Consider the following 23,060-nt stretch of genomic DNA (forward strand, 5'->3'; position numbering starts at 1 on the left):
AGACCTTTCTATTCTCACCGCACCATGAGTGGGCGTGAGGCTCAGTCACGCCCCAGGACTCCCCCAAGGAGGCGCGACATGCGCTTCAGACACAGAGCCGCGGCAGGATTCGCGACGCTGTTGCTCCCGCTGGCCGGTCTGGTCGGCCTCGCGAGCCCGGCCGAGGCGGCGACCTCCGCCACCGCCACCTACTCCAAGCCCCAGGACTGGGGCACCGGCTTCGAGGGCAAGTGGACGGTGAAGAACACCGGCACCACCACGCTCTCCTCGTGGACCGTCGAGTGGGACTTCCCCTCCGGCACCTCGGTCACCTCCGCCTGGGACGCCGACGTCACCTCCTCCGGCACCCACTGGACCGCCAAGAACAAGTCCTGGAACGGCAGCCTCGCCCCCGGCGCCTCCGTGAGCTTCGGCTTCAACGGCACCGGCTCCGGCTCCCCCTCCAACTGCAAGCTCAACGGGGGCAGTTGCGACGGCGGCACCACCAACCCCGGTGACAACCCGCCCAGCGCCCCCGGCACCCCGACCGCCTCGGACATCACCAACACCTCGGTGAAGCTGTCCTGGAGCGCGGCCACCGACGACAAGGGCGTCAAGAACTACGACGTCCTGCGCGACGGCGCCAAGGTCGCCACCGTCACGGCCACCTCGTACACGGACACCGGCCTGAGCGCCGGCACCGACTACTCGTACACCGTCAAGGCCCGGGACACCGCCGACCAGGTCGGCCCGGCCAGCGGCGCCCGCGCGGTGCGCACCACCGGCGGCGGCACCACCGAGCCGCCCCCCGGTGACAAGGTCAAGCTCGGCTACTTCACCGAGTGGGGCGTCTACGGGCGCAACTACCACGTCAAGAACCTGGTGACGTCGGGCACGGCCTCGAAGATCACCCACATCAACTACGCGTTCGGCAACGTCAAGAACGGTCAGTGCACCGTCGACGACACCTACGCCGCCTACGACAAGGCGTACACCGCCGACCAGTCCGTCAGCGGCCAGGCCGACACCTGGGACCAGCCGCTGCGCGGCAACTTCAACCAGCTGCGCCAGCTGAAGGCCAAGTACCCGCACATCAAGGTGCTGTACTCCTTCGGCGGCTGGACCTACTCGGGCGGCTTCGGCCAGGCGGCACAGAACGCCGCCGCGTTCGCCAAGTCCTGCAAGGCCGTCGTGGAGGACCCGCGCTGGGCCGACGTCTTCGACGGCATCGACATCGACTGGGAGTACCCGAACGCCTGCGGTCTCACCTGTGACTCGTCCGGCCCCGCGGCCATCAAGACGCTGGTGCAGGCGCTGCGCGCCGAGTTCGGCTCCAACTACCTGGTCACCGCGGCCATCACCGCCGACGGCTCCAACGGCGGCAAGATCGACGCGGCCGACTACGGCGGCGCCTCGCAGTACCTCGACTGGTACAACGTGATGACGTACGACTACTTCGGCGCCTTCAACGCGCAGGGCCCGACGGCCCCGCACTCGCCGCTGACGTCGTACTCCGGCATCCCGCAGGCCGGCTTCAACTCGGCCGACGCGATCGCCAAGCTGAAGTCGAAGGGCGTGCCGTCCAAGAAGCTGCTGCTCGGCATCGGCTTCTACGGCCGCGGCTGGACCGGCGTCACCCAGGCCGCCCCCGGTGGCTCGGCGACCGGCGCGGCCCCGGGCACCTACGAGGCGGGCATCGAGGACTACAAGGTCCTGAAGAACTCCTGCCCGGCCACCGGCACCATCGCCGGCACCGCCTACGCCTACTGCGGCAACAACTGGTGGTCGTACGACACCCCGTCGACGATCGCCGGGAAGATGAGCTGGGCCAAGAACCAGGGCCTCGGCGGCGCCTTCTTCTGGGAGTTCAGCGGTGACACCGGCAACGGCGAGCTGGTGAGCGCCATCAACAGCGGTCTGCAGTAACCGCACCACAGCGGTAACCCGTACGGCAGCAGCACCCCGCCACGGACAGGTCACGAGCCTGTCCGTGGCTCTTTTCGTGCTCCGCGCTCCCCGGCGCGCGTCGTCGGGCAGCAGAACGCGCCGACACCCCGGCAGCGGCCGGTGTGTACGACGGCCTGAGGGGCGGCGTCAGGTCCCGCCGCCGTCAGGCGACGTTGACGCGCTGGCCGGGCGGGGCCGCCTCCAGCCAGGCCAGGAAGCCGGTCAGCGCGTCCTCGGTCATAGCCAGTTCGAGCCGGGTGCCCCGGTGCAGACAGGTGAGGATGACGGCGTCGGACAGGAGCGCCAGCTCCTCCTCGCCGTCGGGGACGCGGCGGCCGGCCACCTCGATGGCGGAGCGCTCCAGGACGCGGCGCGGACGGTAGGCGTAGGAGAAGACCCGGTACCACGCGATGCGGTCGCCGTTGTAGCGGGCGACGCCGTAGCTCCAGCCCTTGCCGTTGGTGTCCGGCTTCTCCGGCACGTCCCAGCGCAGCGAACAGTCGAAGGTGCCGCCCGAGCGCTGGATGAGTCTGCGGCGCAGGCCGAAGACGAACAACCCCAGCACCACAAGGGCGACGACGGTTCCGCACACAGTCAGAGCGAGGACCATCGACACCGACCTCCTCGTCTCCTAGGTAACGGAACGGAAAAAACATCCGTATCTGCCTCAGCCGCGACCGGCACCGGATCGCTCCGGTCCCAGCCGCGGCTGAGTGACGTCAATCGCGAGCGCTCCCCCTGAGCCTAAAGGCCCCGGGAGGCGACCCGGAGGGTCAGCGCGCCGTCGCCGCCCGCAGGCGGACCTCCGCGCGGCGGCCGGCCGAGGCGTCGTCCGCCGACTTCGCGCGCTCGAGCGCCCGCTCCGCGCGCTGGACGTCGATCTCCTCGGACAGTTCGGCGATCTCCGCAAGCAGCGACAGCTTGTCGTCCGCGAACGAGATGAAACCGCCGTGCACCGCGGCGATGACGGTCCCACCATCACTCGTACGGATGGTCACCGGGCCCGACTCCAGCACACCGAGCAGCGGCTGGTGACCGGGCATGACGCCGATGTCGCCGGACGTGGTGCGCGCGACGACCAGGGTGGCCTGGCCCGACCAGACCTCACGGTCGGCGGCGACCAGCGCGACGTGCAGCTCAGCAGCCAAGATGGCTCCTCGGGTCACCACCCGGCGGTTCTGCCGGGTGTTGGTTACAAGTCTAATAGGCATGAATGAGGGGGCGGGACGTGCCCCGCCCCCTCATCACGAGCTCAATGGCTCACGAAGACCGATGCGTCAGGAGACGCCCAGTTCCTTCGCGTTCTTCTTGAGGTCCTCGAGACCACCGCACATGAAGAACGCCTGCTCCGGGAAGTGGTCGAACTCACCGTCACAGATCGCGTTGAACGCGGTGATCGACTCGTCCAGCGGCACGTCCGAGCCGTCCACACCGGTGAACTGCTTGGCGACGTGCGTGTTCTGGGACAGGAAGCGCTCGACGCGGCGGGCACGCTGGACGACCAGCTTGTCCTCCTCGCTGAGCTCGTCGATACCGAGGATCGCGATGATGTCCTGGAGGTCCTTGTACTTCTGCAGGATCCCCTTGACGCGCATCGCGGTGTTGTAGTGGTCCTGCGCGATGTAGCGCGGGTCCAGGATGCGGGACGTGGAGTCCAGCGGGTCCACGGCCGGGTAGATGCCCTTCTCGGAGATCGGACGGGACAGAACCGTCGTCGCGTCGAGGTGGGCGAACGTGGTGGCCGGGGCCGGGTCGGTCAGGTCGTCCGCGGGGACGTAGATCGCCTGCATCGAGGTGATCGAGTGACCACGGGTCGAGGTGATGCGCTCCTGGAGGAGACCCATCTCGTCGGCCAGGTTCGGCTGGTAGCCCACCGCGGAGGGCATACGGCCGAGCAGGGTCGACACCTCGGAACCGGCCTGCGTGAAGCGGAAGATGTTGTCGATGAAGAACAGCACGTCCTGCTTCTGCACATCGCGGAAGTACTCCGCCATGGTCAGACCGGCCAGGGCCACGCGCAGACGGGTGCCCGGGGGCTCGTCCATCTGACCGAAGACCAGCGCGGTCTTGTCGATGACGCCCGACTCGCTCATCTCGTCGATGAGGTCGTTGCCCTCACGGGTGCGCTCACCGACACCGGCGAACACCGACACACCGTCGTGGTTGTTGGCGACGCGGTAGATCATCTCCTGGATGAGCACCGTCTTGCCGACGCCGGCGCCACCGAACAGACCGATCTTTCCACCCTTGACGTACGGGGTGAGAAGGTCGATGACCTTGACGCCGGTCTCGAACATCTCGGTCTTCGACTCGAGCTCGTCGAAGTTCGGCGCCTTGCGGTGGATGGACCAGCGCTCACCGGTGTACTGCTCGTCGACGTTCAGCACCTCACCGAGGGTGTTGAACACCTTGCCCTTGGTGAAGTCGCCGACCGGGACGGTGATGCCGTCGCCGGTGTCGGTGACCGGGGCCTGGCGGACCAGACCGTCGGTGGGCTGCATGGAGATGGTGCGGACCAGGCCGTCACCCAGGTGCTGGGCGACCTCCAGGGTCAGCGTCTTCTTCTCGCCGGCGTTGGCCGGGTCGGCCACCTCGACGTGAAGGGCGTTGTAGATGTCCGGCATCGCGTCGACGGGGAACTCCACGTCGACGACCGGGCCGATGACCCGGGCGACGCGGCCCGTAGCCGTCGCGGTCTCAACAGTGGTGGTCATTTATCGGTCACTCCCCGCGGTCGCGTCGGCCAGGGCGCTGGCGCCACCGACGATCTCGCTGATTTCCTGGGTGATTTCGGCCTGGCGGGCCGCGTTGGCAAGACGGGAGAGCGTGTTGATCAGCTCGCCCGCGTTGTCGGTGGCCGACTTCATCGCGCGCCGCGTGGCGGCGTGCTTGGAAGCGGCCGACTGGAGCAGCGCGTTGTAGATCCGGCTCTCGACGTACCGCGGCAGCAGGGCGTCGAGGACGTCCTCCGCCGAGGGCTCGAAGTCGAACAGCGGGAGGATCTCGTCCTTCGACGGAGCCTCCTGCGCGACCTCGTCGAGGCGCAGCGGCAGGAGCTGGGCGCCCAGCGCCTGCTGCGTCATCATCGAGACGAACTCGGTGTAGACGATGTGGATCTCGTCCACGCCGCCCTCGGCCGTGTCCTTCTCGATGGCCTCGATCAGCGGGGCCGCGACCTTCTTGGCGTCCGCGTACGTGGGCTCGTCGGTGAAGCCGCTCCACGACTCCGCGATCTTGCGCTCGCGGAAGTTGTAGTGCGCCACACCGCGCCGGCCCACGATGTACGTGTCGACCTGCCTGCCCTCGCGCTCGAGGCGCTCGGTCAGCTGCTCCGCGGCCTTGATGGCGTTGGAGTTGAAGGCGCCGGCGAGACCACGGTCGCTCGTGAGGAGCAGCACCGCGGACCGCGTGACCGTCTCGGCCTGCGTGGTCAGCGGGTGCTTGGTGTTCGAACCGGTGCCGACCGCCGTGACCGCGCGGGTGAGCTCGGTCGCGTACGGCGTGGAGGCCGCCACCTTGCGCTGCGCCTTGACGACGCGCGAGGCGGCGATCATCTCCATCGCCTTCGTGATCTTCTTGGTCGCGGTGACGGATCGGATGCGACGCTTGTAGACCCGGAGCTGAGCTCCCATGAGTCAGGTCCCTTCCTTACGTCACTTGGCGGCAGCGGCCGGAGCGTCCTCGCCGAGCAGCTTGCCGTCCGAGGTCTCGAACTGCTTCTTGAACTCCGCGATGGCGTCGGCGACGGCCGTGAGGGTGTCGTCCGACATCTTGCCGCCCTCCTTGATGGAGGTCATGAGGCCCTGCTCCTTGCGGTGCAGGTACTCCAGGAGCTCCTTCTCGAAGCGCCGGATGTCGGCGACCGGGACGTCGTCCATCTTGCCGGTGGTGCCGGCCCAGACGGAGACGACCTGGTCCTCGGTGGACATGGGCTCGTACTGGGCCTGCTTCAGCAGCTCGACCATGCGCTGGCCGCGCTCCAGCTGCGCCTTCGACGCGGCGTCCAGGTCGGAACCGAAGGCGGCGAACGCCTCCAGCTCACGGAACTGGGCGAGGTCCACGCGCAGACGGCCGGAGACCTGCTTCATCGCCTTGTGCTGCGCGGAACCACCGACTCGGGAGACGGAGATACCGACGTTCAGCGCGGGGCGCTGACCGGCGTTGAACAGGTCCGACTCCAGGAAGCACTGGCCGTCGGTGATGGAGATGACGTTGGTCGGGATGAACGCCGAGACGTCGTTGGCCTTCGTCTCGACGATCGGCAGACCGGTCATCGAGCCGGCACCCATGTCGTCGGAGAGCTTCGCGCAGCGCTCCAGCAGACGGGAGTGCAGGTAGAAGACGTCACCCGGGTAGGCCTCACGGCCCGGCGGGCGGCGCAGCAGCAGGGACACGGCGCGGTAGGCGTCGGCCTGCTTCGAGAGGTCGTCGAAGATGATGAGGACGTGCTTGCCCTCGTACATCCACTGCTGGCCGATGGCCGAACCGGTGTACGGCGCCAGGTACTTGAAGCCGGCCGGGTCGGACGCCGGGGCGGCGACGATGGTCGTGTACTCCAGCGCGCCGTTCTCCTCCAGCGCGCGGCGGACCGACGCGATGGTCGAGCCCTTCTGGCCGATGGCGACGTAGATGCAGCGGACCTGCTTGTTCACGTCGCCCGAGCGCCAGTTGTCGCGCTGGTTGATGATCGTGTCGACGGCCAGGGCGGTCTTGCCGGTCTGACGGTCACCGATGATCAGCTGACGCTGGCCACGGCCGATCGGGGTCATCGCGTCGACGGCCTTGTAGCCGGTCTCCATCGGCTCGTGCACCGACTTGCGCTGCATGACCGTGGGGGCCTGCAGCTCGAGGGCACGACGACCGCTGGTCTCGATCTCGCCGAGGCCGTCGATCGGGTTGCCGAGCGGGTCGACGACGCGGCCGAGGTAGCCCTCGCCGACGGCCACGGAGAGCACCTCACCGGTGCGCTGCACCGGCTGACCCTCCTCGATGCCGCTGAACTCACCGAGGACGATGGCGCCGATCTCGCGCTCTTCCAGGTTGAGCGCGAGGCCGAGGGTGCCGTCCTCGAACTTCAGCAGTTCGTTGGCCATGGCCGAGGGGAGGCCCTCGACCTTCGCGATGCCGTCGCCGGCAAGGGTGACCGTACCGACCTCCTCGCGCGAGGCCGCGTCCGGCTTGTACGACTGGACAAAGTTCTCCAGCGCGTCCCGGATCTCCTCCGGCCGGATCGTGAGCTCCGCCATCTGGGTTCCCTGCTCTCCTTGTTGGGCCCGAAGTTTCACTTTGGGGGGATGGGGACTCCCCCCTGAACGAGGTGAATCCTCTGTACGACCCAACTGGGCCGTCGTAAGTACGTACTGCGTATTGAGTTGCTGCTAGCCCGCCAGGCGGCGGCCGGCGTCCTCGATGCGGTCCGCGATCGCGCCGTTGATGACCTCGTCGCCGACCTTGACCCGGATGCCTCCGACGACCTCGGGGTCCACGTCGAGATTGAGGTGCATCTGGCGGCCGTAGACCTTGGCGAGGGCGGCGCCCAGGCGCTGCTTCTGCCGGTCGCTCAGCGGCACCGCCGAGGTGACGACGGCGACCATGCGCTCCCGGCGGTCGGCGGCGAGCTTGGACAGGGACTCCAGTCCCGACTCCAGGCTACGTCCACGCGGCGCGGTCACGAGGCGCGTCACCAGACGCTCGGTGGTCGCCTTGGCCCGGCCGCCGAGGAGGCTGCGCAGCAGCTCGCTCTTGGCCGAGGCGGTGGCGGCGCGGTCGGTGAGCGCGGCACGCAGCTCCGTGTTGGAGGAGACGATCCGGCCGAACCGGAACAGCTCGTCCTCGACGTCGTCGAGCGTGCCCGCCTTCTGGGCGGCCGTGAGGTCGGCGATGTTCGCCAGCTCCTCCAGCGCGTCCACCAGGTCGCGGGACTGCGACCAGCGGGAGCGCACCATGCCGCCCAGCAGGTCGGCGGTCTCGCCGCCGACCTGGTTGCCGAGCAGTCGCCGGGCCAGGTCGGCCTTGGCCTCGCCGGCCTGCGCCGGGTCGGTGAGGACCCGACGCAGCGACACCTCGCGGTCGAGCAGCGCGGTGACGGCGGCCAGCTCGTCGGCGAGCCGTCCGGCGTCGACGGACGTGTTGTCCGTCAGCGCGTCGAGTCGCTCACGTGCGGCTGCCAGGGCCTCGCGGCTCGCTCCGTTCATCGTCCGGCCTCGGCCTTCTCCTCGAGGTCGTCGAGGAAGCGGTCGATGACGCGGCTCTGCCGGGCGTGGTCCTCGAGGGACTCGCCGACGAGCTTGCCGGCCAGTTCGGTGGCGAGCTTGCCGACGTCCTGGCGCAGCGCGGACGCGGCGGCCTTGCGGTCGGCCTCGATCTGGGCGTGACCGGCGGCGACGATCTCCTCACGCTGCCGCTGGCCTTCCGCGCGCATCTCGGCGATGAGCGTGGCGCCCTGCTCCTGCGCCTCCTGGCGCAGACGCGCGGCCTCGTGCCGGGCCTCGGCGAGCTGAGCCTTGTACTGCTCAAGAACGCTCTGGGCCTCGGTCTGCGCGGCCTCGGCCTTCTCGATACCGCCCTCGATGGCCTCGCGACGCTGCTCCAGAACCTTGTTGATGTTCGGGAGGAGCTTCCAGGCGAGGAAGCCGAAGACGATGACGAAGGCGAGCAGGCCGATGACAAGCTCGGGGATCGGCGGGACGAGGGGGTTTTCCTTCCCCTCCTCCGCCAGAATGAGCAGCTGGCTCATGTCAGTGCCTTTCGTCTAGGGGGCTGTCGCTGATCGGACGATCAGGTGCCGTAGACGAACGGCATGACCAGACCGATCAGGGCGAGCGCCTCACAGAAGGCGAAGCCGAGGATCTGGTTGGCACGGATCAGGCCGGCGGCCTCGGGCTGGCGGGCGAGGGCCTGGGTGCCGTTACCGAAGATGATGCCGACGCCGACGCCGGGGCCGATGGCGGCAAGGCCGTAACCGATGGAACCGAGCGAGCCGGAGACGGCGGCAAGGGTCTGGGACATGCCAGTTCTTCCTTCTTCTTTACGAACCGGTGGGGGTTGGCCACCGGACGATCAGGGGGGTGTGGTGAGGGGTGCTCAGTGGTGCTCGGCGAGCGCGCCCTGGATGTAGGTGCACGTCAGTAGAACGAAGACGTACGCCTGCAGAGCCTGGATGAAGAGCTCGAAGGCCGTCATCACGATCGTCATGACGAAGCTGACGCCGGCGTAGGCGATGCCGATGCCGTTCAGCAGGTACCAGCTGGCGATCGTGAAGAGCAGCAGCAGGGTGTGACCCGCGAACATGTTCGCGAAGAGTCGCACCGCGTGCGTGAACGGACGCACCAGGAGGTTCGAGAAGAACTCGATGACCATCGCGAGCGGCAGGACCGCACCGAGCGACTTGTCATAGCCGGTCACGTTCTTGAAGAAACCGACGAACCCGTGGCGCTTGAACGTCAGGGAGATCCACAGCACATAGACGATCAGTGCCAGGACGAGCGGGTACGAGATGATCGCCGTCACCGGGAACTGGGCGACCGGGATGATCGACCAGAGGTTCATCATCCAGATGAAGAAGAACAGCGAGACGACCAGAGGAACGTACTTCTCGCCCTCCTTCTTGCCGATCGTCTCGTAGACGACACCGCGCCGGATGAAGTCGTACCCGGCCTCGGCGACCATCTGCAGCTTGCCCGGAACGACCTGCGGCTTGCGGAACGCGGCCCAGAAGAAGCCGATGATGACGATCGAGCCGAGCAGCGCGAGCAGCATCGTCTTGTTGAAGTAGACGTTGCTGTCCGCGTCGCCCCACAGAGGCTCGAACAGGAACGAGTGCAGGCCGGGAGCCGGGAAGCCACAGCCGTCGAAGATGTGGCAGTCGGTCTCGAAGGCGAGCACCTGCGTCGGGTCAGCACTCACCGCGGGCTCCTTCAGCGTGGCGCATAGGTACGGCAACCTCGTTGTGTCGGCGCGGCGCGAGGCCGCGGGTCGGCACGGGACTGGTGTTACGGATATGGGGGCGGCTGGGGGGCATCTCGCCTCGCGATTGAGCAGGCGTCAGCTCAGATGCCCGCGCCCGCGATGCCGCAGTTGGCACCGGACGATAGCAGGACTTCTCGAGCGCCTTTATCCCGCCCCTACCCCTCACGACGAATGCCCCGTCTTTTCGGACTTGCCGTCCTTGGAGGAGGCGTCCGAATCGGGTTCCACGTAGAGGATCTTGGCCTTCATGTGGGCCCGGGTCTGCGCGGCGATCCACACAAGTGTGGTCGCGAGCAGGGTGATGGCGAAGGCCCGCGGGTTGAACAGCGTCGTGTTCTTGAACGCGGCCATGAAGATGAAGAGCAGCAGGATCTGCGCGGCGTAGAGCATCAGCCCCATGGCCTGGAACAGGTGCGGAAGCGATTTGGCAGTGCGCTGCAGGATGTAGAGGCCGAGCCCCATGAAGAGGATCACCACGAGCGTCGCGACGACGGCCCCGATCGCGCCCTTGCCACCGGCGACCACACCGCTGACGACGGCGGCTACGGCGCCGGCGCCGGCTGTGGGCACACCGGCCTGGAGCAGGGTGCGGGCGTCATTGGACGGCATGGCGGCAACTCCGCTTTCACGGTGGGGGCAGGGTGTCGTCATGGACGAGCGTAGTCCCGGGTGGAGAGAGAACCTCACGCCGGTGGACCGTCGCACTGCGGTCCTACGGCTCTGTCCGGGGGGTTCTCGTGAACCGTATCACAAACTATTTGATGAGGTCTTTACCTGAGAGTGTGCCTGCTGTCACACATGAGGGTGACGGCGCGCGTCTGTGCGGTTCACGGGGTGCCTTGTCTGGTATTGGGACGCTTCGTTCCCCCATGACTTGGCAATGCTCTCGTCAGATTCTTACCTTGAGGCGCTTCTCACCTGGCCCGCGAACGGGACCCGAGCGCCGTGGCGCCGTTGGCGCCGGCGGCTCCCGCGGCGACCGGAGTGCGGAGTTCCGGGTCTTCGGTCGCGGCCGGCGACTGTGCGGTCGCGGCCGACGTTCCGGTGACGGACCGGCGCCGGCGGTAGCGCGGTGGGACGAAGTGTTCCGCCCAGCGGGGGGTGCGGGGGGTGAAGCGTGGGAGGAGCAGGAGGACCAGTCCGATGGCGCTGAGGAAGACCACGCCGAGGACGATCCACATGGACGCCGAGTTGACCGAGTAGGCGAGCGCGCCGAAGGCGATCAGGGCCGACCAGAAGTACATGATCAGCACCGCGCGGCTGTGGGAGTGGCCGATCTCCAGCAGCCGGTGGTGCAGATGCCCGCGGTCGGCGGCGAACGGCGACTGGCCGCGCCAGGTGCGGCGCACGATCGCCAGGATCAGGTCGGCCGCCGGGATCGCGATGATCGTGAGCGGCATCAGCAGCGGGATGTACAGGGGCACCATCTGGTGCACCGCGCTGCGCTCGGACCCGCCGAAGAGGTTGTCCGGGTCGACCTGGCCGGTGACGGAGATGGCGCCGGCCGCCAGGACGAGCCCGATCAGCATCGAGCCCGAGTCGCCCATGAAGATCCGCGCCGGGTGCATGTTGTGCGGCAGGAAGCCCAGGCACATACCCATGAGGATGGCCGAGAAGAGCGTCGCGGGCGCCGCCGCCTCGATGCCGTACGAGTACCAGATGCGGTAGGCGTACATGAAGAACGCCGCCGCCGCGATGCACACCATGCCGGCCGCGAGCCCGTCGAGGCCGTCCACGAAGTTGACCGCGTTGATGGTGATGACGACCAGCGCCACCGTCAGCAGCGTGCCCTGCCACTGGGTCAGCGCGACCGTGCCGACCTTGGGAATGGGCAGCCACAGGATGGTCAGGCCCTGCATGACCATCACACCCGCGGCGATCACCTGGCCGCCCAGCTTGATCAGGGCGTCGATCTCGAACTTGTCGTCCAGGACGCCGATCAGCCAGATCAGCGCCGCTCCCGAGAGCAGCGCCCGAGGCTCGTTGGACTTCTCGAAGACCGCGCTGAGGTTCGTGAGGTGGTCCGCGACCAGCAGTCCGGCGCACAGGCCGAAGAACATCGCGATCCCGCCGAGCCGCGGAGTGGGTTCCCGGTGCACGTCACGGGCCCGGATCTCCGGCATCGCCCCGGCCACGATCGCGAACTTCCGCACCGGCCCTGTCAGCAGATACGTCACCGCGGCCGTGACACAGAGCGTCAGCAGGTATTCACGCACGGGCTTCCCCACAAGTCTCGCCGGCCATCTCAGCCCCACACCCTAGCGACGGTGGCGTACGCGACGCATATGTGAGGGGACTCCCGGGTAACGACGATGGTTGCACGCGTCGCTGTGCGCCCGGCGCGGGTACCCCGTCTCACCGGGGATAGGGCGGGAATCCGGCGGTCAGCTCCCGGACCTCCTCACGCGCCGTGTGACGTTCGTCCTCCCCGCGCAGCACCCGCGCGATCAGCGCCGCCACCCGCGTCATCTCCTGCTCGCCCATCCCCTGGGTGGTGACGGCCGCCGTGCCGAGGCGCAGCCCCCGGACGTCGCCGTGGGGCAGCGCGCAGCAGTCCAGGACCACCCCGGCCGCCGCGAGCCGGGCGCGGGCCGTGCGGCCGTCGACGCCCAGGGGCGTCGGGTCGGCGGTGACGAGGTGGGTGTCCGTGCCGCCCGTGGTGACGACGAGCCCCTGCGCGGCCAGGCCGGCGGCGAGCGTGCGCGCGTTGGCGACGACCTGGTGCGCGTACGCGGCGAACGCCGGGGTGGCGGCCTCCCCGAACGCCACGGCCTTGGCGGCGACGGTGTGCATCTGGGCGCCGCCCTGGGTGAACGGGAACACCGCGCGGTCGACGCGCTCGGCGAGGTCGGCCCCGCACAGGAGCATGCCGCCGCGCGGCCCGCGCAGCACCTTGTGGGTCGTCGCGCACACGATGTCGGCGTACGGCACCGGGCTGGGCGCCGCTCCCCCGGCCACCAGCCCGATGGGGTGGGCGGCGTCGGCGATGAGGTACGCCCCGACCTCGTCGGCGACCTCGCGGAAGAAGGCGTGGTCGATGTGGCGGGGGTAGGCGATGGAGCCGCACACGATCGCCTTGGGCCGGTGGGTGCGGGCGAGCGTGCGCACCTGGTCGTGGTCGATGAGCCCGGTCTCCGCGTCGACGCCGTACGGGACGAAGTCGAACCAGCGGCCGGAGAAGTTGGCCGGTGAGCCGTGCGTGAGGTGCCCGCCGTAGGGCAGGCCGAGGGCGAGGACGGTGTCGCCGGGCCGCAGCAGGACCGCGTAGGCGGCGAGCACCGCGGAGGACCCGGAGTGGGGCTGCACGTTGGCGTGCTCGGCGCCGAAGAGGTCCTTGGCGCGCTCCACGGCGAGCCGTTCGGCCACGTCGGCCATCTCGCACCCGCCGTGGTACCGGCTGCCCGGGTACCCCTCCGCGTACTTGTTGGCCAGGGGCGAGCCGAGGGCCGCCAGCACGGCCGGGGACGTGAAGTTCTCGGCGGCGATCAGCTGGAGCGTCGTGGACTGCCGGTCGAGCTCGCCGTGCAGGATGTCGGCGAGCTGGGGGTCCTGCCGCCGCAGGACATCGGCCTCGAGGGTGTGGGTGACCGACATGGTGGGCTCCGGACGTGCGTCGACGGTGACGTGAGTCCAATGTAGGCCCGGCATGCCGGGGGCGCCCTGCGGTATTAGGCCCCTGGGTCGTGTCCTCCGGGCGGACGGCGGACCTCACGGACACGATCTGGCGGGCACCCCCGTCAGCGCCGTCACCACCGGATCCAGCGCCTCGTGTATCTCCTCGCCCACCGAGCGGAAGAACGTCAGCGGCGCCCCGTACGGGTCGTACACCTCGTCCGCCTCCGCCGTCGGCGCCAGGAGCCACCCGCGTAGAGCCGCCGCCGCGCGCACCAGCGCACGCGCGCGCTGGACCACGCCGTCCTCCAGCGGGGGCAGCGTGGCCGGGTCTATGGCGCGCACCAGGCGGGTGAACTCCTTCAGCGTGAAGGTGCGCAGGCCTGCCGAGTGGCCCATGGAGATGACCTGGGCGCGGTGGTCGCGGGTCGCCGTCAGGACCAGGTCGGCCATGATGACGTGCTCGTCGAGGAGCTCCCGGCCGGTGAAGTCGCGGGCGTCCGCGCCGAAGTCGGCCAGGACCGTCTCGGCGTTGGCCTCCATGGGCGCGCCCTCGTGGCCCCAGGTGCCGGCGCTCTCCACGACGAGGGAGCGGCCCAGCACGCCGAGCCGCTGCTGCACGAGATGACGGGTCAGCCGCTCGGTGATCGGTGAGCGGCACACGTTGCCGGTGCTGACGTGGAGGATGCGGAAGCTGTCACGCGGGAGACCCACGAAGGTCGTCGTGATCTCCGCCGCGCTCTCCCCGTCGCCTATGCCACGCATGGGGGTCCCCCCTGCTCGAGCGCAGCCGAGAGCTCGGGGGATTCGGGGGCTGTCAATTGGCCACCTCGAGGTCGGGTACGACCTTGCGCAGCTCCTCCGCCGAGATGGCGCCCGCGCGGAGCAGCAGCGGCACCTCGCGGGTGACGTCGACGATGGAGGACGGCACGTTGCCCGGGGTGGGGCCGCCGTCCAGGTAGACGGAGACCGAGTCGCCGAGCATCTCATGCGCGGCGTCGCAGTTCTCCGGCGCCGGGTGCCCGGTGACATTCGCCGAGGACACGGCCATCGGGCCGACCTCGGTCAGCAGCTCGATGGCGACCGGGTGCAGCGGCATGCGCACGGCGACCGTGCCCCGGGTGTCGCCGAGGTCCCACTGCAGGGACGGCTGGTGCCGGGCGACGAGCGTCAGCGCGCCCGGCCAGAACGCGTCGACCAGCTCCCAGGCCAGCTCGGAGAAGTCGGTGACGAGTCCGTGGAGCGTGTTCGGGGAGCCGATCAGGACGGGGGTCGGCATGGTCCGGCCGCGCCCCTTGGCCTCCAGCAGATCGCCGACGGCCTCCTTGGTGAACGCGTCGGCGCCGACGCCGTACACCGTGTCGGTCGGGAGGACCACGAGCTCACCTCGGCGGACAGCGGACGCGGCCTCACGCAGACCCGTCGTACGGTCGGTCGCGTCGTTGGTGTCGTATCGCCGTGCCATGTCTAGCAGGCCTCCTCGTACACGTACTTCCGGACAAGAGCTCGGGGGGTGGTCACGGCAGCGCCTTGCGGGCCGTCGCGAACCGGGGGCGGTTGTTCAGGTCGGGGTGGTCGGCCGCGTCGGCCCAGCCCCGCTCCTCGGTGAAGATCCACGGCACCTGGCCGCCCTGGGTGTCGGCGTGCTCGATGACGACGACGCCGCCGGGCCGCAGCAGGCGGTGCGCGGTGCGTTCGATGCCCCGGATGAGGTCCAGGCCGTCCTCGCCGGAGAACAGGGCGAGCTCGGGGTCGTAGTCCCGGGCCTCGGGGGCGACGTACTCCCACTCGGTGAGCGGGATGTACGGCGGGTTGGAGATGACCAGGTCCACCTGGCCGTCGAGGTCGCGGAAGGCGTCCAGGGCGTCGCCCTGCCGCAGCTCGACCCTGGACCCCTCGACGTTCTTCCGGGTCCAGCGCAGGGCGTCCTCGGACAGCTCCACGGCGTGCACACGGGAGCGCGGGACCTCCTGGGCGAGGGCGAGCGCGATCGCGCCGGAACCGGTGCACAGGTCGACGATGCACGGCTCGACGACGTCCATCGCGCGGACCGCGTCTATGGCCCAGCCGACGACCGACTCGGTCTCGGGCCGGGGCACGAAAACCCCGGGCCCGACGTGGAGTTCGAGGTAGCGGAAGTAGGCCCGTCCGGTGATGTGCTGGAGCGGCTCACGCTGCTCGCGCCGGGCGATGACCTCCCAGTAGCGGGCGTCGAAGTCGGCGTCCTTCACGGAGTGCAGCTCGCCGCGCTTCACGCCGTGCACGAACGCGGCGAGCTCCTCGGCGTCGTTGCGCGGCGAGGGCACGCCGGCGTCGGCCAGCCGCTGGGTGGCCTGGGCCACCTCCGCGAGCAGCACGCTGCGGGGGCTCGAGGGTCGCCCCCCAAAAGATTGCTGCACGCAAGTCCTCCGTGTCGTACTCGTCCGTGCCTGGGTCCCCGGCGTCCTTACGCGGCCGCCAGCTTGGCCGCCGAGTCCGCGTCGACGCAGGCCTGGATCACGGCGTCGAGGTCGCCGTCCAGGACCTGGTCCAGGTTGTAGGCCTTGAAGCCCACCCGGTGGTCCGAGATGCGGTTCTCCGGGAAGTTGTAGGTGCGGATCTTCTCGGAGCGGTCGACGGTGCGCACCTGGCTGCGGCGCGCGTCGGCGGCCTCCTTCTCGGCCTCCTCCTGCGCCGCGGCGAGCAGCCTGGAGCGCAGGATACGCATCGCCTGCTCCTTGTTCTGCAGCTGGCTCTTCTCGTTCTGGCAGGAGGCCACGACTCCGGTCGGCAGGTGCGTGATGCGCACCGCGGAGTCGGTGGTGTTGACCGACTGGCCGCCGGGGCCGGACGACCGGTAGACGTCGATGCGCAGATCGTTGGGGTTGATCTCGACGTCGACCTCCTCGGCCTCGGGCGTGACCAGCACACCGGCGGCGGAGGTGTGGATACGGCCCTGGGACTCGGTCGCCGGGACGCGCTGCACGCGGTGCACTCCGCCCTCGTACTTCAGCCGGGCCCAGACGCCCTGGCCGGGCTCGGTGGCGCCCTGGCCGCCCTTGGTCTTCACGGCGACCTGGACGTCCTTGTAGCCGCCGAGCTCGGACTCGGTGGCGTCGATGATCTCGGTCTTCCAGCCGACGCGCTCGGCGTAGCGCAGGTACATGCGCAGCAGGTCGCCCGCGAAGAGCGCGGACTCGTCGCCGCCGGCGCCCGCCTTGATCTCCAGGATGACGTCCTTGTCGTCGCTCGGGTCGCGCGGGACGAGCAGCAGGCGGAGCTTCTCGGTGAGCTCCTCGCGCCGCTGTTCCAGCTCCTTGACCTCCGCGGCGAACTCCGGGTCCTCCGCGGCCAGTTCGCGGGCCGTCCCGATGTCGTCGCCCGTCTGCCGCCAGGACCGGTACGTGGCGACGATCGGGGTGAGCTCGGCGTAGCGCTTGTTCAGCTTGCGCGCGTTCGCCTGGTCGGAGTGGACCGAGGGGTCGGCGAGCCTCGTCTCCAGGTCGGCGTGCTCAGCGACCAGTTCCTCGACGGCCTCGAACATCTTGGGGCTCCTGAAATGCGTACGGAAGGGAAGGGCGGGCGACCAAAAACGCCGGTCCCGGCGCGCCTGGTGGGGGCGCGGCCGTGGACCGGCGAATCGGTGCTCGCTACTTCTTGGAGCCGGCGGCAGCCTTGCCGAAGCGGGCCTCGAAGCGGGCCACACGGCCACCGGTGTCGAGGATCTTCTGCTTGCCCGTGTAGAACGGGTGGCACTCGGAGCAGACCTCGGCGCGGATGGTGCCGCTGGAGATCGTGCTGCGGGTGGTGAACGAGGCGCCACAGGTGCAGCTGACCTGCGTCTCGACGTACTCGGGGTGGATGTCGCGCTTCAAGGTGTCTCCTAGAGTTCCGGGAGGGCGCCGGGTCGCCGCCGCGGGATGCGGGAGCGTGAACCGGGGCCGACGTACCAGTCTGCCAGGACTGGGGCCATCCCCCAAAACCGGGGGGCTCGGTGATCTATTCCGCGCCGGTCACGACGCCGTTCGCGTCGCCGGTCGCCGTGCCCTCGGTGGCCGCCTTCGGGATCGGCTTGTCGTGCTTCAGGGCCGTGAACACCTGCTTCGCCTTGGCCTCGGCGACGACCACCCGGTTCGGGTCGGCCGGGTCGTAGCGGACGGGCAGCGTCACCATGGTCATGTGCTTCGAGCTGATGCCCTTCAGTCCGTTGGCGAAGGACATGAGCCGGTTGACCGAGCCCAGGTCGGAGTCGGTCGTCACGGTCTTGGTGGCGGTGTCGGCGAGCTCGAGCAGCCGCTTGGGGTTGCCGAACAGGTCGATGCTCTTGGCCTGCTCGATCAGCGCCTTCATGAACGCCTGCTGGAGCTGGATGCGGCCGAGGTCGGAGCCGTCGCCGACGCCGTGCCGGGTGCGGACCAGGCCGAGGGCCTGCTCGCCGTCGAGCCGGTGCGTGCCGGCGGTGAGCTTCAGATGGCTGTCGGGGTCGTCGATGGCCTTGGTGGTGGTGACCTCGACGCCGCCGAGCCGGTCGATCAGCTTCTGGAACCCGGAGAAGTCGACCTCCAGGTAGTGGTCCATGCGGACGCCGGTCAGGGATTCGACCGTCTTCACCGCGCAGGACGCGCCACCGGTGCTGTACGCGGAGTTGAACATGACGCCGGAGGCCGCCGGGTGCGTCGTGCCGTCGCCGTCGGTGCAGCTGGGCCGGTCGATGATCGTGTCGCGGGGCACGGAGACCACGCTGGCCTTCTTGTGGCCCTTGTGGACGTGCAGGATCATCGCCGTGTCCGAGCGGGCGCTGCCGTCGTCGGCGCCGCCGCCGAGCTTCTTGTTGCCGCCGGAGCGGGAGTCGGAGCCGAGGACGAGGATGTTCTCGGAGCCGTTGTCGGTCTTCTGCGGCCGGTCGGTGCCGAGGGCCTGGTCGATGTCGACGCTCTGCAGGTTGCCGTTGAGCTTGAAGTACAGGTATCCGGCGCCGGTGCCGCCCAGGACCACGATGCCCGCGGCCGTCCAGGCCGCGATCAGCAGCCCCTTGCGTCTGCGGCGGGGCTTGCGGCGGCGTCCCTTGCCGCGCGGGCGGGCCGTCTGGGAGCCGGGTCCGCCCGGTATGCCGGGCTCCGGCGTGCTCTCGGCTGACACTGCGCTCCTCGGTTGCTCGTCCGGTCGTCTCCCCCTTGCGGTCAGGGATGGGCCTGGTACATATGCACCCTTACCGCACTATCGTCACCCCGTCCGGTCAGACGGGGAAACCCGGACGAGGGTTGCACAGACGACGGTGCCCACCGCCGGAGCGACGGTGGGCACGGGGAGCTGCGGGTGAGGCGGGCGGAACCCGCTCCCACCTGGGACGTCAGCCGAAGATGTCGTACTGCTTGAAGTCGGTCGCGACCGAGATCCTTGTGGCGAAGATCTCGCTGGTGGCCTTGCCGGTGCCCTTGTACAGGTAGAGCGTGCCGCCGGAGGTGCGGGCCAGGAAGTCGGCCTTGCCGTCGCCGGTGATGTCACCGACGGCGTCGAAGGCGTTGTACGTCCAGTGGTCGCGGACCTTGATCCGGGACGAGAACGCCTCGGAGCCGGTCTTGCCGGTGCCCTTGTACAGGTACAGGTCGCCCGTGCTGGCCTGCCGCGCGATCAGGTCCGCCTTGCCGTCACCGGTGAAGTCGCCGTGGCCCCGCACGGAGTTGTACTGGTTCCAGCCGGTGCGGACCGAGAAGCGGGAGCCGAAGGTGCCGTTGCCCTTGCCCGGGTAGACGTACAGCGTACCGCCCGAGTCGACCGAGATCAGGTCGGGCAGGTAGTCGCCGGTGACGTCACCGGGGGTGATGATGCGGGTGCGGGTCTTCCAGTTGTCCGCGATCTGCTGGGTGGACCAGCTCTCGCTGGACGCCACGTAGTGCGACCAGAAGACGTCGCCGTCGCTGCTGCGGCGGTAGACGAGGTCCTGGTAACCGTCCCGGTCGAGGTCGGTCTGCAGGACGACGTTCACGCCGTTCCAGTTGCCCCAGGACTCGCGGGCCGCGAAGGAGCTGCCCTTGGAGTCCTTCGAGTAGCCGGTCTTGGTGGAGGAGTTGCGCACCCACAGGTCGGCCTTGTGGTCACCGCTGATGTTGGTGTCCTCGACCCGCGGGTAGGCGGAGCCGACGTAGGTGCTGACCTTCGAGAAGACGCTGTAGGCGCCCTTGGCGACGCAGTTCTCCACGCCCCAGGAGACGACGCCGACGATGCGGCCGTTCACCACGAGCGGCCCGCCGGAGTCGCCGTTGCAGGCGGAGACGGTGCCGGTGTCGCTGCCGGTGGCCGGCTTGCCCGCGCAGACCATGTGGCCCTTGACGAAGTCCGCGCCGAAGTAGCCGGCGCAGGTGCTGTCGGACTGCACGGGCAGCGTGGCCGACTTCAGCGACTGCGAGATGTCCTCGCTGGTGGAGCTGGTGCGGCCCCAGCCGTACACCTTGGCGCTGGTGCCCGAGGCGTACGAGGCGGTGTCGCCGGACGTCGTCATGCGGATCGGCGTCGCCTTGACCTTGCTGCCCAGCGTGATGACGGCGATGTCGTTGTCGATCGTCGTCGCGCTGTACGACGGGTGGTACCACTGCCGGTACGGCAGCGAGACGGTGCCGCCGTGCAGGTCGCTGCCGCCGGAGCCGTCGGAGGTGGGCAGCTGGTTGGTGCCGGTGACGACGGCGCCGTAGTTGTACCAGTCGTAGCCCTTGACGCAGTGCGCGGCGGTGAGGATCTTCGTCGGCGCGACGACGGCGCCACCGCAGAAGAAGCCCAGGTCGTCGGAGTCGGTGGCGGTGCCCCGGTCGTCGTAGTACCAGAGCTGCGCCATCCAGGGCGCCGTGGTGATGCTGGTCGTGGTGCCGCCGATCACCATGGGGTTCACGGTGGAGTCGTCGGTGCGCGCGGCGTACGACGACTTCTTCGCCGGCTCGCCCGCGGTGTCGTCGCCGGCGAGCGCGCCGGTCACCCGGCGCTCCAGCTCGGCCGAGGGCACCGAGGCCGTGGCGGGCTTCACGGTGGGCTGCGGCGCGGCGGTGGCGGCTCCCGCGGTGGACGTGAGCAGCGCGGCGGCGACGGCCGCGGCGACACCGGCGGCGGCGACGGGCAGCCCGAAGCGGATCCGGCGTCTGTGACGACCGCTGCCGGATTGGGTGGTGGTCAAGAAGGTCCCCCCAGGACACAGGAGTAGGAAGGGGCGCCTGTGGCACCCGTCCCTATCAGCGCCAAAAGGCCGCCCCACGTCACTCGTGTGACGTGGGGCGGCCTTTTTCGGACGCGTTACGGCTCAGTCGCCGTTGCCGGGGGTCGGCGTCGTCTTCTGGATCTGCATCAGGAACTCGACGTTCGACTTGGTCTGCTTCATCTTGTCGAGGAGCAGCTCGATGGCCTGCTGCTGGTCCAGCGCGTGCAGGACGCGGCGCAGCTTCCAGACGACCGCCAGCTCCTCGTTGCCGAGCAGGATCTCTTCCTTACGGGTACCGGACGCGTCGACGTCCACCGCGGGGAAGATGCGCTTGTCGGCGAGCTTCCGGTCGAGCTTGAGCTCCATGTTGCCGGTGCCCTTGAACTCCTCGAAGATCACCTCGTCCATGCGGGACCCGGTGTCCACCAGGGCGGTGGCGAGGATGGTCAGCGAGCCGCCGTCCTCGATGTTGCGGGCCGCACCGAAGAAGCGCTTCGGCGGGTACAGGGCGGTCGAGTCGACACCACCGGACAGGATGCGGCCGGAGGCCGGGGCGGCGAGGTTGTACGCACGGCCCAGACGCGTGATCGAGTCGAGCAGCACGACGACGTCGTGACCCAGCTCCACCAGGCGCTTGGCGCGCTCGATGGCGAGCTCCGCGACCGTGGTGTGGTCCTCGGCGGGGCGGTCGAAGGTCGAGGAGATGACCTCGCCCTTCACCGACCGCTGCATGTCGGTGACCTCTTCCGGACGCTCGTCGACGAGGACGACCATCAGGTGGCACTCGGGGTTGTTGTGCGTGATCGCGTTGGCGATCGCCTGCATGATCATGGTCTTGCCGGTCTTCGGCGGGGCCACGATCAGACCGCGCTGGCCCTTGCCGATCGGCGACACGAGGTCGATGATCCGCGTGGTCAGCACGCCCGGGTCGGTCTCCAGACGGAGCCGGTCCTGCGGGTAGAGCGGGGTCAGCTTGTTGAACTCCGGGCGGCCGCGGCCGTGTTCGGGCGCCATGCCGTTGACCGAGTCGAGGCGGACCAGCGCGTTGAACTTCTCGCGGCGCTCGCCCTCCTTGGGCTGGCGGACCGCGCCGGTGATGTGGTCGCCCTTGCGCAGGCCGTTCTTGCGGACCTGGGCGAGGGAGACGTACACGTCGTTCGGGCCCGGCAGGTAGCCGGAGGTGCGGATGAACGCGTAGTTGTCGAGGATGTCCAGGATGCCCGCGACGGGGATCAGGACGTCGTCCTCGGCGATCTGCGGCTCCTGCACGTCGTCGCGGCCACGGCGGCCACGGCGGTCGCGGTAGCGGCCGCGACGGCCACGCCGGCCGCCCTCGAAGTCGTCGTCGTCCTGCGGGCCGTTGTCACGCTGGCGGTCCTGACGGCCGCCGCCCTGCTGCTGGCCCTGCTGACGGTCCTGGCGGCCGCCGCCCTGCTGGTCGTCGCCCTTGCGGCGGTCCCCGCGGTCACGGTCACGGCCGCGGTCCCGGTCCCGGTCCCTGCGGTCGCGGCGACGGCCCTCGCCGCCCTCACCGGCGTCGCCCTTGGCGTCGTTGCCCTGCTGGCCCTGAGCGGGCGTCTCGGCCTTCGGCTCGCTCTTCGCCTCGGCGGCGACCGTCTCGGGCGCTCCGGCCTCGGCGGTCGCACGACGGCGGCGGCGCTCGCCCGGCGCCTCGTCTCCCCCGCGCTCACCGTCGGCGCCGCGCTCGCCCGCGTTCCCGCGGGAGGGGCCGCCGGCCGGCTGGCCGGGGATCTCGATCTGCTGCTGGGCCGCCGCCTGTTCGGCGGGGGCCTCCGCCTTCGCCTTCTTGTCGGCGTCCTCGCCGGTGCGCGCCTTGGAGGTGGCACGGCGCTTGGGCTTGGTCTCGGTGGCGGCGTCGGCCTTCGGAGCCGCGGCACCTCCCCCCGCCTGCGCCTCCTTGATGACCTCGATCAGCTGGCTCTTGCGCATCCGCGCGGTGCCCCTGATGCCGAGGCCGGAGGCGACCTGCTGCAGCTCGGCCAGCACCATGCCCTCGAGGCCGGTACCGCGGCGCCGCCGGGAGCCGGCACCGCTGGCAGGCGCGGAGGCGTCCGTGGCGGGCGCGGCAGCGGTCTCCTCGACACGTGCGCCCATCAGATCGGTGGTGTCGCTCACGAAGGGTCCTTCCCTGGAGCGGACGTCGGCCTGTCTGGCTCGGCGACCGGTTGTGCTGTCCGGCGTAGGTCCTTGGTGTGTGGACCGTGCCGGGGCGGTGGTCCGCCAAAGGCGGCGGAGGAATATCTGGAGATGGCGGTTCCCTGAGCCGTGGCACTGAGTGTCGGTGTCACGCGGCTCGGTCGCGCCGGTTCCGGAGCGTGCCCGGCGAGTCGCTCAGCGCTCGTGTACGAGGTACTGCCCGCATACGTCGTAC

At 69.5% G+C, this 23,060-nt stretch carries 21 protein-coding genes; 1 reads left to right on the plus strand and 20 read right to left on the minus strand.

Annotated features, from left to right (window positions below):
- The first annotated feature begins 78 nt into the window (after positions 1–78).
- Positions 79–1,905 (plus strand): glycoside hydrolase family 18 chitinase, encoded by a 1,827-nt coding sequence (locus ACFV46_RS17710; protein WP_361926086.1) that lies wholly within the window; start codon positions 79–81, stop codon positions 1,903–1,905.
- Between the two features lie 184 nt (positions 1,906–2,089).
- Here ACFV46_RS17710 and ACFV46_RS17715 read toward each other — a convergent pair whose 3' ends face one another.
- From ACFV46_RS17715 to rho, 20 genes are all read right to left on the minus strand, one after another.
- On the minus strand, positions 2,090–2,536 hold the full coding sequence (locus ACFV46_RS17715) for a DUF2550 domain-containing protein (RefSeq protein WP_283286063.1): 447 nt from the start codon (positions 2,534–2,536) through the stop codon (positions 2,090–2,092).
- 163 nt (positions 2,537–2,699) lie between these two features.
- Positions 2,700–3,074 carry a F0F1 ATP synthase subunit epsilon gene (locus ACFV46_RS17720; protein WP_055625180.1) on the minus strand — a complete coding sequence of 125 codons (375 nt, stop codon included), beginning with the start codon at positions 3,072–3,074 and terminating at the stop codon, positions 2,700–2,702.
- A 129-nt stretch (positions 3,075–3,203) separates the two neighbouring features.
- The gene (atpD, locus tag ACFV46_RS17725; RefSeq protein WP_283286066.1) at positions 3,204–4,640 is read right to left on the minus strand and encodes a F0F1 ATP synthase subunit beta; all 1,437 of its coding nucleotides are present in this window, start codon (positions 4,638–4,640) and stop codon (positions 3,204–3,206) included.
- A complete protein-coding gene (locus ACFV46_RS17730) occupies positions 4,641–5,558 on the minus strand; it encodes a F0F1 ATP synthase subunit gamma (protein WP_151785893.1) in 918 nt (305 codons plus the stop codon). It abuts the gene before it with no gap.
- Between the two features lie 21 nt (positions 5,559–5,579).
- Positions 5,580–7,172 (minus strand): F0F1 ATP synthase subunit alpha, encoded by a 1,593-nt coding sequence (atpA, locus tag ACFV46_RS17735; RefSeq protein WP_062667670.1) that lies wholly within the window; start codon positions 7,170–7,172, stop codon positions 5,580–5,582.
- A 132-nt stretch (positions 7,173–7,304) separates the two neighbouring features.
- A complete protein-coding gene (locus ACFV46_RS17740) occupies positions 7,305–8,120 on the minus strand; it encodes a F0F1 ATP synthase subunit delta (RefSeq protein WP_151785891.1) in 816 nt (271 codons plus the stop codon).
- Positions 8,117–8,662, minus strand: coding sequence for a F0F1 ATP synthase subunit B (locus ACFV46_RS17745; protein ID WP_361926079.1), 546 nt, complete (start codon positions 8,660–8,662; stop codon positions 8,117–8,119). The genes ACFV46_RS17740 and ACFV46_RS17745 overlap by 4 nt, the downstream gene beginning before the upstream one ends.
- A 41-nt stretch (positions 8,663–8,703) precedes the next feature.
- Complete coding sequence (gene atpE, locus ACFV46_RS17750; RefSeq protein ID WP_028804225.1) at positions 8,704–8,934, minus strand: ATP synthase F0 subunit C; 231 nt, start codon at positions 8,932–8,934, stop codon at positions 8,704–8,706.
- Between the two features lie 75 nt (positions 8,935–9,009).
- Positions 9,010–9,831: a F0F1 ATP synthase subunit A gene (gene atpB, locus ACFV46_RS17755; protein WP_361926077.1), complete on the minus strand. Its 822-nt coding sequence runs from the start codon at positions 9,829–9,831 to the stop codon at positions 9,010–9,012.
- Positions 9,832–10,056: 225 nt separating this feature from the next.
- The gene (locus ACFV46_RS17760) at positions 10,057–10,503 is read right to left on the minus strand and encodes a hypothetical protein (RefSeq protein ID WP_361926075.1); all 447 of its coding nucleotides are present in this window, start codon (positions 10,501–10,503) and stop codon (positions 10,057–10,059) included.
- Positions 10,504–10,808: 305 nt separating this feature from the next.
- A complete protein-coding gene (locus tag ACFV46_RS17765; protein ID WP_376729165.1) occupies positions 10,809–12,110 on the minus strand; it encodes an MraY family glycosyltransferase in 1,302 nt (433 codons plus the stop codon).
- Positions 12,111–12,249: 139 nt separating this feature from the next.
- Positions 12,250–13,488, minus strand: a complete 1,239-nt coding sequence (gene glyA, locus ACFV46_RS17770; RefSeq protein ID WP_376729164.1) for a serine hydroxymethyltransferase — start codon at positions 13,486–13,488, stop codon at positions 12,250–12,252.
- A 114-nt stretch (positions 13,489–13,602) separates the two neighbouring features.
- Positions 13,603–14,271, minus strand: a complete 669-nt coding sequence (locus tag ACFV46_RS17775; protein WP_385498820.1) for a protein-tyrosine-phosphatase — start codon at positions 14,269–14,271, stop codon at positions 13,603–13,605.
- Between the two features lie 52 nt (positions 14,272–14,323).
- Entirely contained in the window at positions 14,324–14,971 is a 648-nt protein-coding gene (locus tag ACFV46_RS17780) for an L-threonylcarbamoyladenylate synthase (protein WP_385498821.1), read from the minus strand.
- A 52-nt stretch (positions 14,972–15,023) separates the two neighbouring features.
- Positions 15,024–15,863, minus strand: coding sequence for a peptide chain release factor N(5)-glutamine methyltransferase (gene prmC / locus ACFV46_RS17785; RefSeq protein ID WP_151785883.1), 840 nt, complete (start codon positions 15,861–15,863; stop codon positions 15,024–15,026).
- Between the two features lie 89 nt (positions 15,864–15,952).
- The gene (gene prfA, locus ACFV46_RS17790) at positions 15,953–17,029 is read right to left on the minus strand and encodes a peptide chain release factor 1 (protein WP_361926065.1); all 1,077 of its coding nucleotides are present in this window, start codon (positions 17,027–17,029) and stop codon (positions 15,953–15,955) included.
- Positions 17,030–17,135: 106 nt separating this feature from the next.
- Positions 17,136–17,360, minus strand: a complete 225-nt coding sequence (gene rpmE / locus ACFV46_RS17795; RefSeq protein ID WP_019753312.1) for a 50S ribosomal protein L31 — start codon at positions 17,358–17,360, stop codon at positions 17,136–17,138.
- Between the two features lie 124 nt (positions 17,361–17,484).
- Positions 17,485–18,624, minus strand: a complete 1,140-nt coding sequence (locus ACFV46_RS17800; RefSeq protein ID WP_385498823.1) for an LCP family protein — start codon at positions 18,622–18,624, stop codon at positions 17,485–17,487.
- A gap of 211 nt (positions 18,625–18,835) precedes the next feature.
- Entirely contained in the window at positions 18,836–20,647 is a 1,812-nt protein-coding gene (locus ACFV46_RS17805) for a trypsin-like serine protease (protein ID WP_385498824.1), read from the minus strand.
- Between the two features lie 123 nt (positions 20,648–20,770).
- Positions 20,771–22,804 carry a transcription termination factor Rho gene (rho, locus tag ACFV46_RS17810; protein ID WP_385498825.1) on the minus strand — a complete coding sequence of 678 codons (2,034 nt, stop codon included), beginning with the start codon at positions 22,802–22,804 and terminating at the stop codon, positions 20,771–20,773.
- Positions 22,805–23,060 lie beyond the last annotated feature (256 nt).

This window comes from Streptomyces sp. NPDC059852 (assembly GCF_042731455.1).
In the GTDB taxonomy this organism is placed as follows: domain Bacteria; phylum Actinomycetota; class Actinomycetes; order Streptomycetales; family Streptomycetaceae; genus Streptomyces.